General features: G+C 70.9%; 11 protein-coding genes. 8 read left to right on the top strand and 3 right to left on the bottom strand.

Translation table 11 applies throughout. The features are described 5' to 3' along the window. The first annotated feature begins 54 nt into the window (after window positions 1-54). Window positions 55-735, top strand: coding sequence for a TIGR04222 domain-containing membrane protein (locus ACH4U7_RS39445; protein ID WP_398532581.1), 681 nt, complete (start codon window positions 55-57; stop codon window positions 733-735). Window positions 736-959: 224 nt separating this feature from the next. Here ACH4U7_RS39445 and ACH4U7_RS39440 read toward each other — a convergent pair whose 3' ends face one another. After that, a complete protein-coding gene (locus ACH4U7_RS39440; protein WP_398532580.1) occupies window positions 960-3,203 on the bottom strand; it encodes an alpha-galactosidase in 2,244 nt (747 codons plus the stop codon). 79 nt (window positions 3,204-3,282) lie between these two features. Between ACH4U7_RS39440 and ACH4U7_RS39435 the strand changes: the two genes are divergently transcribed. The 5 genes from ACH4U7_RS39435 to ACH4U7_RS39415 all read left to right on the top strand — a co-directional run bounded on the left by ACH4U7_RS39435 (window position 3,283) and on the right by ACH4U7_RS39415 (window position 10,218). Then, window positions 3,283-4,311 (top strand): LacI family DNA-binding transcriptional regulator, encoded by a 1,029-nt coding sequence (locus ACH4U7_RS39435; RefSeq protein WP_089506583.1) that lies wholly within the window; start codon window positions 3,283-3,285, stop codon window positions 4,309-4,311. A gap of 184 nt (window positions 4,312-4,495) precedes the next feature. Next, window positions 4,496-5,824 carry an ABC transporter substrate-binding protein gene (locus ACH4U7_RS39430; protein ID WP_398532579.1) on the top strand — a complete coding sequence of 443 codons (1,329 nt, stop codon included), beginning with the start codon at window positions 4,496-4,498 and terminating at the stop codon, window positions 5,822-5,824. A 16-nt stretch (window positions 5,825-5,840) separates the two neighbouring features. After that, window positions 5,841-6,785 carry a carbohydrate ABC transporter permease gene (locus tag ACH4U7_RS39425; RefSeq protein WP_398532578.1) on the top strand — a complete coding sequence of 315 codons (945 nt, stop codon included), beginning with the start codon at window positions 5,841-5,843 and terminating at the stop codon, window positions 6,783-6,785. Beyond that, window positions 6,782-7,630 (top strand): carbohydrate ABC transporter permease, encoded by an 849-nt coding sequence (locus tag ACH4U7_RS39420; RefSeq protein WP_398532577.1) that lies wholly within the window; start codon window positions 6,782-6,784, stop codon window positions 7,628-7,630. Before ACH4U7_RS39425 ends, ACH4U7_RS39420 begins: the two co-directional genes overlap by 4 nt. Before the next feature lie 35 nt (window positions 7,631-7,665). Continuing rightward, entirely contained in the window at window positions 7,666-10,218 is a 2,553-nt protein-coding gene (locus tag ACH4U7_RS39415; protein ID WP_398532576.1) for a CBM35 domain-containing protein, read from the top strand. 58 nt (window positions 10,219-10,276) lie between these two features. Here the strand turns inward: ACH4U7_RS39415 and ACH4U7_RS39410 are convergent, their stop codons facing one another. Continuing rightward, entirely contained in the window at window positions 10,277-10,675 is a 399-nt protein-coding gene (locus ACH4U7_RS39410) for a cupin (protein ID WP_398532575.1), read from the bottom strand. A gap of 99 nt (window positions 10,676-10,774) precedes the next feature. On the opposite strand from ACH4U7_RS39410, the gene cutA reads away from it, so the two are divergent. Next, window positions 10,775-11,098: a divalent-cation tolerance protein CutA gene (cutA, locus tag ACH4U7_RS39405; RefSeq protein ID WP_089506579.1), complete on the top strand. Its 324-nt coding sequence runs from the start codon at window positions 10,775-10,777 to the stop codon at window positions 11,096-11,098. Window positions 11,099-11,118: 20 nt separating this feature from the next. Here the strand turns inward: cutA and ACH4U7_RS39400 are convergent, their stop codons facing one another. Continuing rightward, window positions 11,119-11,832: a vancomycin high temperature exclusion protein gene (locus tag ACH4U7_RS39400; RefSeq protein WP_398532574.1), complete on the bottom strand. Its 714-nt coding sequence runs from the start codon at window positions 11,830-11,832 to the stop codon at window positions 11,119-11,121. A gap of 151 nt (window positions 11,833-11,983) precedes the next feature. On the opposite strand from ACH4U7_RS39400, the gene ACH4U7_RS39395 reads away from it, so the two are divergent. Further along, a complete protein-coding gene (locus tag ACH4U7_RS39395) occupies window positions 11,984-12,982 on the top strand; it encodes an adenosine deaminase (RefSeq protein ID WP_398532573.1) in 999 nt (332 codons plus the stop codon). Window positions 12,983-12,996 lie beyond the last annotated feature (14 nt).

Raw genomic sequence — 12,996 nt, 5'->3', positions numbered from 1 at the left:
CCCGGGTTGACGGGACATCGTCCGGACAATACTGGCAGTACGGGAATCAGTGGGATGGACGGGGGCATTCCTGTGCGGACGATATTCCGGCGTCGTGACTCATCGGCGCCACGGACACTGGACATCTACGACATCGCTTACTTGGCGGGCGGGCCACGGCGTGTGGCCCGCACCGCCCTCATCAGGCTGCGCGAGGGCGGCGCGATCAAGTTCATCGGCTCCAGGGTGCGGGCCCTCAGGGCCGGGGATCCGGCCGACCACCCGATCGAGCGCGCACTCATCAAGCAGTGTCACCCGGTGGGGAAGGACTCGTACTCCGCGGTCGCGGAGGTGCGGTACGGCCCCGAGATGAAGAAGATCGGGCGCCAGCTCGCTTCGTACGGCCTTCTCGGCCGCTCCAGGCAGCGTCTTACGCCTGCGGGTGAGCGGGAGTTGGAGTCGGCCAGGCAGGAGGAGGCGCTTCCCGGGTACGTCTTCGACGGCCTCGCCGCCGTTCAGGACGAGCGCCTGCGCACGGCCGTCAGAGAGGCGACGCCGTATCAGGACGGGCTCGGCGCAAGCCTGATCCGTATGGGTGAGGCCATCGAGGACGGCGATGAGTACGACCGCGAAGTGGACTCTGCCTCAGCCTCGGATTCAAGCTCGGATTCGGGCTCGGACTGGGGATCCCATTCCGGTGGCGGCCATGCCTCCTGCGGGAGCGGTTGCGGCGGTGGGGGTGGTGGGGGCGACTGACGCGTTGGCCGACCGGCCGACGCGTCGAACGTCGGACCGGTTCGGGCCTCCCCCCACCCCCTCTACAAAAAATGCTTGATGCAGAGCAAGCGCTCTTTAGGGGGGGTGGGAGAGAGGCGGTACCGCCCACGACTGACGCGTCGGCCGGCCGGCCGACGCGTCGCGTGCGAGTGGCTGTGACCGGCCGTGCCCGATGGGGCGTGCGCCGTCCTGGTCACCGACTTCTAAGACACGGCCTGGTCGGCGGGGCCGACGGGCGTCAGCCGGACCAGGAGGGCCATCGGCGTACGGGGCAGCGCCACGGCCAACTCGCCCCGCCCCGCGTCCCACCGAGCCTCGGCGCCCGAGGCGGCGGCCGGGTGCAGCACCTCGACCTCCGCCCGACGGCCCGCCAAATGCCCCAGCGGCAGCGCGCATTCCGCCGGGCCGCCCTCCCGGCGCCACACCGTCACATACGTGGCCGAGCCGCTGCGCACCCCCAACGCCACCCAGGCGTCGTCCCACCCCGGCAGCCCCAGCGGCCAGAACGGCACCCCCGTGACCAGATCGCCCCGCAGCCGCCGATACGTCGCGACGGCCCACTGCACCCGGGCCAGCTGTCGCGGTGACATCCGGTCGAGGTGGCCGGAGAGGTGGACGCGGCCCAGCAGGGCGCCCGCCAGGGTGAAGTCGATTTCGTCGTCGGTGAATTCGGGCTGCGGATAGGCCCACACCGCGCCCTGCTCCGGTGGCACCGCCGTGGGCGCCGAGGCGGCGATGGGCGGGTAGCGGAGCGGGTCCTGCTGGTCGCTGGTGGACTGGAGCTGGGTGAGGGCCACCGAGGACCAGTCCATGCGCATCCCGCCCGAGGCGCAGTTCTCGATGACGAGCCCGGGGTGGCGGTCGAGCGCGGCGGCCAGCCAGTCCTGGTAGGCGCGGGCGTGGGCGAGGAGGCCCGCGCCGGGGGCGGTGCGGCGGCCGGTCGCGCCGGTCGCGCCGGTTTCGGGGTGCCAGTCGGTGCCCGGGGCGATGCTGATGTTGTAGTCGAGCTTGAGATAGCCGACGCCCCATTCGCCGACGATGCGGTCGATGGTCTTGTCGAGGTGGGCGCGGGCGGCCGGGTGGCGCAGATCGAGGTGGTGGCGGCCGTGTTCGACGAGGCGGACCCCGTCCCGCTGGAAGAAGGCGTCGTGAGGCAGTTCGGCGGCGACCGGGCTGCGTACGCCGACGACCTCCGGCTCCAGCCACAGCCCGGGGACCATGCCGCGGGAGCGGATGTGGTCCAGTACGGCCTGGATGCCGCCGCCGGGGAAGCGGCGGGCCGAGGGCTGCCAGGCGCCGACGCTGTCCCACCAGCCCTGTGCGTCGTCGTCGTACCAGCCGGAGTCGATGCAGAAGTACTCCGCCCCGGCTCCCGCGGCGGCGTCGATCAGCGGCAGCAGGCGCTCGGTGGTGGGGTCGCCCATGAGGGTGTTCATGTAGTCGTTGAACACCACGGGCAGGGTGGTGTGGTCCGGGTGCGGCCGGCGGGTGGCGCGGCGGTAGGCGGTGAGGTGGGCCAGGGCCGTATCGAGGCCACCGCCCCGGGCGAGCGCCAGCGCGGCGGGGACGGTGGTGAACGACGCGCCGGGGGCGAGCCGTTCGCGCCACTGGTGCTCGGCGTCGGTCGGCCCGTGGAGCGCGGCGTACGTACCGTGAGCCCGCTCCCCGGTCTCCCACCGCCAGCCGGTCGGCGACTCGATCTGCCACACCCATGCGTCGCCGGTGGTGCGGTCGGTCAGCGCGCCCATGGGCAGATGGCCGTCGGACGGCCAGCCGCCGCGGCTGTGGAGGGCGAGGGCGGCGCGGCTGTCGTGCTGGTGGGCGTCCCGGCTGAGGTCGACGATCCGGGTGCGCAGGGGTTCGCTCGCCCAACGGCATTCGGCGAGCCAGTCGTTGCGGGCCAGGTGCACATCGAGCGCGTCGGGGGAGGGGAGCCCGCCGAGGGTGAGGCTGGTGACGGCCTGAACGGTCAGCGGGGCGGTGCCCTCGTTGATGAGCCGGACCTCGCCGCGCAGCACCGGCAGCCCGTCGGGGGAGGACAGCCGGACCTCGGCGGTCAGGCCGGTGTCCGGGTCGTGGAGGTCGAACGTCAGCCGGTGCCAGCCCTGTCCGTCCTTCTCGTCCCGTACGGCCCGGTGGCCCCGGTGGCGCAGCCGGGCGCCCAGAGCGGTCTCGATGCCGCGCTGCCCGGACCACTCGCTGCCGTGGCCGAGGGCCAGCACCTCGACGAGCGGCAGTGGGGCGGGGTGGGGGCCGCCGGGCTGCTCGGGGGAGGGCCCTTCAGGGGAAGGTCCCTCACCGTCCGGAATCGTCAGCCGTACGAGCCGCACCACCCCGTCGACGCCCGTCGCGAAGTGGGCCGTGAGCCCCGCGTGGCCCCAAGTGAACGTGTCCCGGGCGCCGCCTGCCCCCGCCTCGGATGTCGTGTCGGATGCCGTATCGGTCAACGTGTCCCCTCCTGGTCCGCCTCGTGATTCCTCGTTGCGTTCTCTTGACGACCCCTATGTGACCGGTCACAATCCTGGCATGAATGTGACCGGTCACACAAGACGGCCAGGAATCCGCGATGTGGCGAGTGCGGCGGGCGTCTCGTACCAGACGGTCTCGCGGGTGATCAACAACCATCCGAGCGTCAAGCCGTCGACCCGCGAGCGCGTACTCGCCGCCATCGAGGAGCTGGGCTTCCGCCGCAGCGCCACCGCCCTCGCCCTGGCCAGCGGACGCGCGCGTTCGGTGACCGTGCTGACCGCCAACACCATGCACTACGGCTACGCAGCGACCCTCCAAGGCATCGAGGAGGCCGCCCGCGCCTCCTCCTACGCGGTCGGGATCGGCGTGCTGGAAACCGCCGACGAGGCCGCCGTACGCGCCGAGGTGCAGCGCGCGGCCGACGCCGGCGGCGGGCTGATCGTGATGGCGTACGACACCGCGGGCGTCCGGGCGCTGGCGGCGATCCCGGAGGAGCTGCCGGTGGTGGGCGTGGTGGAGACCCCCGCGAGCCCGCCAGGCGAACACCGCCCCTGGGTGTGGACCGACGACCGGGAGGCGGCCCGCGCCGCCACCCGTCATCTGCTGGGCCTCGGCCACGAGACCGTGCACTACGTCGCGATCCCCTCCAGCACCCGCCGCACCGGCCAGCGCACCGCGGGCTGGCGGGACGCGCTGCGCGAGGCCGGGGCGGCCGAGCCGCGGCCGGTGGCGGGCAGTTGGGACCCGGCCAGCGGCTACCGCGCCGGACAGAAACTGGCCCGCGACCCGTCGGTCACCGCGATCCTGTGCGGCAACGACGACCTGGCACTCGGCGTGATCCGCGCGCTGCACGAGGCGGGCCGGGCGATCCCCGGCGAGGTGAGCGTGGCCGGATTCGACGACGCGCCGCACTCCGCGTATCTCACCCCCTCCCTGACCACCGTGCGGCTGGACTTCACGGGTCTTGGCCGGGCCGCCTTCGGGTTGCTGTACGGGCTGGTCGAACAGGCCGAACCGGTCGCCCCGCACCCCGTGTCCGTACCCGAGCTGATCATCCGGGAGAGCTCCGGCCCGCCGCCCCGGTGAGCGCCACGCCCCTGCTGCCCGCCCCCGCGTAACCCCTCCGCGTACCTCCTCCGCGAAACGCACCGCGCAACCCCTCCGCGTACCTCCTCCGCGAAACGCACCGCGCAACCCCTCCGCGTAACCCTCCACTCCGTGTACGCCCCCGCCCCCGCACTCCGACGACGCAGTGAGGCAGAGAACCGCGATGAGAAGAGTCCTCCCCGCCCTCGCCCTGATATGCGCCACCGCCCTGACCGCCACCGCCTGCAGCGACGCGACCTCCGCGGGCGGCGACGACACCGGCGGCGCGGCCAAGACGAAGGTCGACCCCACCGCCCGGCTCGACGGCGTCAAGCTGACGATGTGGACCGCGCAGAACACGGTCAACGCCCCCAAACAGGTCATCGAGGCGTTCGAGAAGGCCACCGGCGCCAAGGTCGAGACCCAGCCCATCCCCGACCCCTACGAGCAGAACGTGCCGACCAAGCTCGCCGCGGGCGACCGGCCGGACCTGATGTTCTGGCAGCCCAGCATCTCCACCCTCCCCTTCATTCAGCCGCAGCGGAATCTGCTCACCCTCGACGGAGAGCCCTGGGAGGCGAAGCTCGGCGACACCGAGCGGAGCCTGGGCGTGATCGGCGGCAAGCGCTACGCCGCCATCGTCACCAGCCCCGCCATGCTCGGCGTCTACTACAACAAGGACGTCTTCAAGAAGGCCGGCATCGCCGAGAAGGACTTCCCCAAGAGCTACGCGGACCTGCTCGCCCTCGGCCACCGCATCAAGGACAAGGTGCCGGACACCGCGCCGTTCTACGAGGTGGGCGGCGACAAGTGGCCACTGCAGTGGCAGGTCCAGGTGCAGTTGACCGACCTGGACAAGCAGTGGTGGGAAGGGCTCAACAAGAACGAGAACAAATGGACCGACCCGACCGTCGTCAAGGCCGTCACCACCTACAAGGACAAGCTGCTCGGCGCCGGGCTCGCCCAGAAGAACTACCGGACCGGCACCTTCACCGACTCCGCGGACGCCCTGTGGAAGGGCGACGCGGCCATGGTCCTCAACGTCACGTCCTTCCAGAGCCAGATCCAGGCCAAGCACAGCACCGCCGAGATCGACCAGAAGCTCGGCTGGTTCCCCATCGCCAACTCCAGCGCCACCGGCCTGTACTCCCCGGACCAGACGAACGGCGTCGTCGCCTTCAAGACCGGTGACGAGAAGCGGCAGAACGCCGCCCGCCAGTTCCTCGCCTTCTGGCTCGGCCCCGACTACGCGGACTACATCAAGACGATGAAGATCCCTTCCATCGAGCCGTCCGTGCCGACCCCCGACGGGCTGCCGCAGACCGCCAAGGACCAGGTCGCTGCGTTGCCCAAGGCCATCGGGGTGTTCCAGGCCAAGGCCATCGTCGCCCCCGATCTGCACCTCGCCCTCGGCGACATGATCTACGGCAAGAAGTCGCCGAAGCAGGTCGCCCAACAGGTGCAGGACCAGTTCGCCCAGGTGGCCAAGGCCCAAAGCGCTCCGGGCTTCTGAGCGGGGAGGGCCAGCCGTGGCAGACACCGCCGTACGAACGCGCGCCCGTTCCGGCCGGGGCAGCGGAGGCGACGCAGGGGCCGGGCGGCGGAAGAGCGTGGGGCGGCTGCCCAGAGCGGCCGTGCACCACCCCTGGTGGTTCGCGCTGCCGGCCGTGGTGGTCTTCGCGGGCTTCTTCCTGCTGCCGAACCTGCTGAACTTCTTCTACCCGTTCACCAACTGGTCGGCGTACCACACCGATATCTCCTTCGCCGGGCTCGACAACTTCACCACCATCGCCGACGACGGCTCGCTGCTCCGCGCCATCCGCACCACCCTGGTGTACGCGGTGCTGGCGGCACTCTTCCAGAACGTCTTCGGGCTGGTGCTGGCCCTGCTGCTGGAGCAGGACACCCGCTTCAACCGCTTCTTCCGCGCGGTGTTCTTCCTGCCCGTGCTGATCTCCGCGCTCGCCGTCGGCTATGTCTTCCAGGCCCTGCTCGACCAGGACGGCGCGGTCAACCAGCTGCTGGGCACGGGCATTCCGTGGCTGGGCTCCACCACCTGGACGATGGTGCTGGTCAGCGCCATCCACGGATGGAAGTGGATGGGGCTGGCCATGCTCATCTACCTCGCCGGGCTCAAGGGCATCCCCGGCGACATGCTGGAGGCCGCCAAGGTCGACGGTGCGAGCGCCTGGCGGACGTTCTGGTCGATCCGCTTCCCGATGCTCGCGCCCGCGGTCACCTTCAATGTGACCACCGCGCTGATCGGTTCGATGAACACCTTCGACATCGTGCAGGCGACCACGGGTGGCGGCCCGGCGTCCTCCACCGAGGTCTTCAACATCTACATGTTCCGGGTCTTCGGACAGGGCCTGTACGCGCAGGCGTCCGCGATGAGCCTGGTGCTCTTCCTGGTGGTCGTGGCCGTCGCGATCCCGCTCGTGATCGGACTGCGCCGAAGGGAGCAGATGCTTTGAGCGCTCTGGCTGTTTCGTCAACCGCCCGACTCTGGCGGTACGCACGCCCCGCCCTCGTCCTGCTGCTCGCCGCGCTCGCCGTCGGCGTACCGCTGTGGCTGGTCCTGGCCACCTCGGCCAAGCCCCAGGGCGAGGCCGTCAAGCCCAACCTCGACCTGCCAGGACACTGGCAGCCCGCCGCCAACTACGACAAGGCCCTCAGCGAGGGCGAGATGGTGCGCGGCTTCGTCAACAGCCTGCTGGTCGTGGCGCCCTCGGTGGTGCTGGTCCTGGTGCTGGGCGCGGGCGCCGCCTGGGTCTTCGCCCGGCGGCGGGGGCGGCTGGTGTCGGCCGCGTACGCCCTCACCATCAGCGGGCTGCTGCTGCCACCCGCCGTGATCACCATCGTCATGGAGCTGCGGCAGCTGGGCCTGGCCAACACCCGCCCCGGCATGATCGCCGTCTACACCGGGATGTATCTGTCCACGTCGATCTTCTTCATGACCGGCTTCATCCGCACCATCCCCCTGGAGCTGGAGGAGGCCGCGCGGATGGACGGCGCCTCGCCGCTGCGCGTCTTCGCGCGGATCATCCTGCCGCTGCTGCGGCCCGTGATCGCCACCGCGACGATCATGGTGATGCTCTATGCCTGGAGCGACATCTTCTACGCCTTCTTCGTCCTGGGCGGAGGGGACAAGGCGACGCTGCCGCTGGGCCTCTACAAGGTCGCCAGCGCACAGCTCTACCTCAACAACTGGCATCTGGTCTTCGCCTATGTCGTGGTCATGAGCCTGCCCATGGTCGCGGTGTTCCTGATTGCCCAGCGAAAGATCGTTTCTGGAATCACCAGTGGAGCCGTCAAGTAACTGGAGTAACTGGAGGTCCTGTGAGAAGAGTTCCGATGAGAAAGCGACGAGCCCTCACCACCGTGATAGCCGGGGCGGCGGCGCTGATCGCCGCCACGCTGCCCGGCGCCTCGTACGCGGATGACCAAAACCCCGGAAAGTCCAAGGCGGCGGCCCAGCGCATCTCCGTCGACCTCGCCGCGAGCGAGGGCCCGGTGCTGCACGGCGCCAACGGGGCGCTGTACGGGCTGAGCGACGACGGCGTACCCAGCGACGCCGCCCTCGCCCCGCTCAAGCTGACCACCATCTCGCAGAAGCCGGAAGGCGGGGCGCAGCACCCCAACGGGGACGCGCTGACGGTCTCCAAGTCCTTCTTCCGCAACGGCGGGGACGACGTCTACATCCTGCTCCAGGACATGTACACCCAGTGGCCGTACCAGGACCTGGGGATCGACGACTACCTCCCCAAGGTCGAGAAGATGGCCAAGGATGTGGCGGGCGCGCCGCACAGCGAGCGGTTCGTCTATGTGCCGTTCAACGAGCCCGACCAGATCTGGTACAAGCTGGGCTCCTCCGACCCCGCCGCCTACCAGAAGGGCCGGGACCGCTTCTTCGCCGAGTGGAAGACGGTCTACCAGCGCATCCGCTCCATCGACCCCGACGCCCGGATCGCGGGACCCAACGAGGCGGGCTACGACACCCGCTTCCTCCCGGAGTTCCTGACCTGGGCGAAGGCCAACAACGTGCTGCCGGACGTGATGACCTGGCATGAGCTGTCGTCGGGCTCGCTGAAGGACTTCCAGTCCCACTACGACCACTACCGGGCGCTGGAGAAGAGCGTCGGGATCTCGCCGCGCCCGATCAGCATCGACGAGTACGCCAACCGCCGCGACCTGTCCGTCCCGGGCCAGCTGGTCCAGTGGGTGTCGATGTTCGAGCGCAACAAGGTGTACGCCAACCAGGCCTACTGGGACGCCGCCGGCAACCTCAGCGGCAATGTCGTACGGTCCAACATCCCCAACGGCGGCTGGTGGTTCTTCCGCTGGTACGCCGGGATGACCGGCCGCACCGTCAAGGTCACCCCGCCCACCGCCAACGCCATCGACACCCTCCAGGGCCTGGCCTCGTACGACCCGTCCCGCAAGCAGGCGCAGATCCTGGTGGGCGGCTCGGCGGGCGCCGCGGATGTGGCAGTCCAGCACGTCGACCGCGACCTGTTCGGCTCGCGGGTGGTGGCGACCGTCTCCGAGGCCGAGTGGTCCGGCTACGAGGGCGCGGCCGCGCCGCCGCGCGTGCTGTCCCGGAGCGAGCTCAAGGTCGGCGCGGACGGTTCGGTGACCGTGCCGCTGACCGGTATGAAGACGATGTCCGCGTACCGGATCACGCTCACCCCGGCCGGCACCGGCACCCCGCGGGTGGCCGACGTGCCGTGGAGCGCGTCGTACGAAGCGGAGTCCGCGGCGATCACCGACGGCCAGGTCTACACCCAGGGCACCGTCTCCAACGCCAACGGCTACGCCGCCTCCGGCACCAAGGACGTCGGCTCCCTCAACAAGCCCACCAGCAAGGTCGCGTTCAACGTCGACGTCCCCAAGACCGGCGACTACGACCTGGCGATCTTCTACGGCAACCAGGCCGGGGCCCCCTCCACCCAGACCCTGACCGTTGACGGCCAGTCCGCGCAGCCGGTCACCTACCCCTCCACACTCAACTGGACCTACCGCGGCATCCAGCACATGACCGTCCGGCTGGGCGCGGGCAGCCACACCCTCACCCTGGCCCACGACAAGGGCGAGGTCACCCTCGACAAGATCGACCTGACGGCTGCCACCACCCCGGCCGCCTCGTCCGCCTCGTACGAGGCCACCCTGGCCGACCCCTCCGGCAGCCCCCGCTACGACTACTCCTCGGCCGCCGGCGTCGGCACCGGGTCCCTGGAGCTCGACGGCTCGGACGCCGCGGTCTTCGACGTGTACGCGCCGCGCGACGGCTACTACACCCTGACCCCGCGCGGCTCCGGCGCCCCCGTCAAGCTGTCCCTGCACGGCACCACCACGACCACCGCCCCCGAACGGCCCCTGCGGCTCTTCCTCACCGCGGGCAACAACCGCGTCACCGCCGCCTCCGCCACCGGGTCCGCCGTCCGGCTCTCCTCCCTCGACGCCACGGGCGCGGGCGACACCACCGGACTCGCCTCGTACGAGGCCGAGAGCGGCACCCTGGGCGGGGCCGCCGCCAGGACCTCCAGCGACTACGCCTCGGGCGGCGCCTACGTCGGCTCGCTCGGCGCCGGCGCGGCCAACAACCTCAAGCTGACCGTCCAGGCCCCCTCGGCGGGCCGCTACCTGCTGATCGTCCACTACGCCAACAACCAGCGCGCGGACGGCCACCAGTACAACACCAACATCATCTCCCGGACCGCCGATATCGCGGTCGGGGGCGGCGCGGCCCAGCGCGTCACCTTCAAGAACACCTGGACCTGGAACGACTACTGGAGCGTGGCCGTCCCGGTCGAGCTGGCGAAGGGCGCGAACACGCTGACGTTCTCCAACGCGAGCTCGTACGCCCCGAACATCGACCGCGTCCAGCTCGCCCCGGTGACCGGCTGAGACCATACCGATCCCGCGCCCCCGGGCAATCAGCGCCGGGGGCGCGGGTGCCTCTGTCTCAGCGCGCCATGTGGGGACGTGCGGCGTGGTGGTGCGCGGCGGCCTCCTCGGTGGGGGTGGGGCAGCCCACCGTGGCGGTCACGGCGGTCAGCAGCACCACCGAGTCCTCCACCGCCACCAGCGCGTGGCGCTCCTGCGGGATGCGCTGCACCTGCCCCGCGATGAGCTCCAGCCGGACGTGCCCGGTCTTGCCCGCGGTCAGCCGGACATGCCCGTGCAGCACCTGCAGGCTCGCCGCCGGGGGCGCGTTGTGCTCCTCGAGCTCGCAACCGGCGACCATGGCGATCACGCTCTGCCGCAGCGGCCCGTCATGCAGGAAGAGATGGGAGCTTCGGCCGTGGGGGTCGGTCTTGGCCCGGTCCAGGTGGTGGCGTGCGAGTGCGGTGAGGTCGTCCATGGTGTCCCTCGATCGTCGCCGGGTCACCTCAATCGTCACCGGCTAGCGTGTTGCGCGCCAGTCGCACAGCCGGGATGCGTACAGAAGGGCTCTTCCACCATGGCCGACTTCCTGACCGTACTGACCACCACCGACACCCCAGAGAAGGCCGAGGCGCTGGCGCGCGGGGCCGTGACCGCGCGGCTTGCGGCCTGCGCGCAGATCAGCCAGCCCGTGACGTCGGTGTACCGGTGGCAGGGCGAGATCGAGACGGCCGCCGAGTGGCAGGTGCTGTTCAAGACCACCGCGGCGCGGTACGGGGAGCTGGAGGCGCACCTCCGCGAGGCGCATGACTACGAGACGCCGGAGATCATCGCGACGCCGATCACGCAGGGGAGTGAGGACTACCTGGGGTGGGTGGTGGAGCAGACGACGATCGACTGAACGCAGCCTGAGGGCACGGCTCAGCGGGAGCCCGCCAGCGCCTTGTCGATCCCCCGCTCGCGCGGCCCCAGGAAGTGCGGATCGGGCTTGAAGGCCGCGTCCAGCGCGGCCTTGCCCGCCGCGACGGCCTCCCGCGCCCCGCCGAAGAGCCACGTCACATCGTGCGGCTCGGCGACGCCGACCCCGTACGCGTCGATGCCCGCCGCCTCGCACAGCGCCAGCGCCCGGCGGATATGGAAGTCCTGGCTCACCAGCACCGCCCGGCGCACGCCGAAGATCCGCTCGGCACGGCTGCACGAGTCCCAGGTGTCGAAGCCCGCGTAGTCGCTCACGATGCGCCCGTCCGGCACACCGTGCCGGACGAGATAGGCGCGCATCGCGTCCGGCTCGTCGTAGTCGTGCCGGCTGTTGTCGCCGGTCACCAGGATCGCGCGGACCTTGCCCCGCTCGTACAGCTCGGCGGTCGCGTCGAGGCGGTGCGCCAGATACGGGGACGGCTCGCCGTTCCACAGCCCGGCGCCGAAGACCACCGCCACCGGCGCCTTGGGGACGTCCGCGACCGTACGGACCCGGGCGTCGGTGGACAGCCGCAGCCAGGTCGCGGGCAGCAGCGCGAGCACGCTGACACCCATCACCACCTGGACGGCGCGGCGCTGCCCGCGCCGGGTCCTGGGCAGGCGCAGCCGCGCCCGCACGGCCCGCACCGCTCTCCGTACCCGCTCTCCGGCACCCATCCGTCCACCGCTCTCTCCGCTGTCCGACTGGACTGACGCCGATCACGACCGATCGGTTGCTTGATCGGTTCAGCCGGCAGACACCGCCGCATTAGTCTTGTCAGCCTCCCCGTGAGTTTCCCCGTCAGCGAAAACAGCAGGTGATCCCGTCGTGCCCCCGACCCCGCCCCCGATCCCCAAAGCAGAGCTCCACCTCCACATCGAGGGCACCCTCGAACCCGAGCTGGCCTTCGCGCTCGCCGAGCGCAACGGCGTCGAGCTGCCGTACGCCACCCAGGACGAGCTGCGCGCCGCGTACTCCTTCACCGACCTCCAGGACTTCCTGGACCTCTACTACGCGCTGATGGCAGTGCTGCGCACCGAGGACGACTTCGCCGACCTCACCAACGCCTATCTCGCCCGCGCCCGCGCACAGGGCGTCCGGCACGCCGAGATCTTCTTCGACCCGCAGGCCCACACCGCGCGCGGCGTCGCGATCGGCACGGTCATCGACGGCCTGACGCGCGCGCTGGACGCGGCGGAGCGGACGTACGGCATCACCACCCGCCTGATCATGTGCTTCCTGCGCGACGAGAGTGCCGAGTCCGCCCTGGAGACCTTCGAGTCGGCCCGCCCCTACCTGGACCGCCTCGCGGCCGTCGGCCTCGACTCGGCGGAGGTCGGCAACCCGCCGTCGAAGTTCCGCGAGGTGTACGCCCGGGCGCGGGAGGCGGGGCTCAAGTGCGTGGCGCACGCGGGGGAGGAGGGGCCGCCCGCGTACGTATGGGAGGCGCTGGACATCCTCGGCGTCGACCGCGTCGACCACGGCGTACGCTCCTTGGAAGACGAGGCCCTGGTCGCCAGGCTGGTCGCGGACCAGATCCCGCTGACCGTATGCCCGCTGTCCAACGTCCGGCTGCGGGTCGTCGACCGGCTCGAGGACCACCCACTGCGGGCGATGCTGGACGCGGGGCTGCTGGTGACGGTGAACTCCGACGACCCGGCGTACTTCGGGGGCTACGCGGGCGACAACTTCAACGCCGTGCGGGACGCGCTGCGCCTGGACGACGCCACGCTGCGAGTGCTCGCGCGGAATTCCTTCCGCGCCTCCTTCCTGGACGAGGCGGCTCGGGCGGCGTACCTGAAGGAAGTCGACGTGTACGAGGGCTGAGGTGGGGGCGCGCT

It is taken from the genome of Streptomyces sp. NPDC020845, from assembly GCF_044334165.1.
In the GTDB taxonomy this organism is placed as follows: Bacteria; Actinomycetota; Actinomycetes; order Streptomycetales; family Streptomycetaceae; genus Streptomyces.
The sequence above is the reverse complement of the archived record's forward strand: the minus strand, read 5'-3'. Positions and strand labels throughout refer to the sequence as shown.

Excerpts from the sequence above, each read along its gene's own strand:
- ACH4U7_RS39445 (WP_398532581.1), top strand. The coding sequence starts at position 55 with ATGGACGGGGGCATTCCTGTGCGGACGATATTCCGGCGTCGTGACTCA.
- ACH4U7_RS39435 (WP_089506583.1), top strand. The coding sequence starts at position 3,283 with ATGAATGTGACCGGTCACACAAGACGGCCAGGAATCCGCGATGTGGCG.
- ACH4U7_RS39430 (WP_398532579.1), top strand. The coding sequence starts at position 4,496 with ATGAGAAGAGTCCTCCCCGCCCTCGCCCTGATATGCGCCACCGCCCTG.
- ACH4U7_RS39415 (WP_398532576.1), top strand. The coding sequence starts at position 7,666 with ATGAGAAAGCGACGAGCCCTCACCACCGTGATAGCCGGGGCGGCGGCG.
- ACH4U7_RS39410 (WP_398532575.1), bottom strand. The coding sequence starts at position 10,675 with ATGGACGACCTCACCGCACTCGCACGCCACCACCTGGACCGGGCCAAG.
- cutA (WP_089506579.1), top strand. The coding sequence starts at position 10,775 with ATGGCCGACTTCCTGACCGTACTGACCACCACCGACACCCCAGAGAAG.
- ACH4U7_RS39400 (WP_398532574.1), bottom strand. The coding sequence starts at position 11,832 with ATGGGTGCCGGAGAGCGGGTACGGAGAGCGGTGCGGGCCGTGCGGGCG.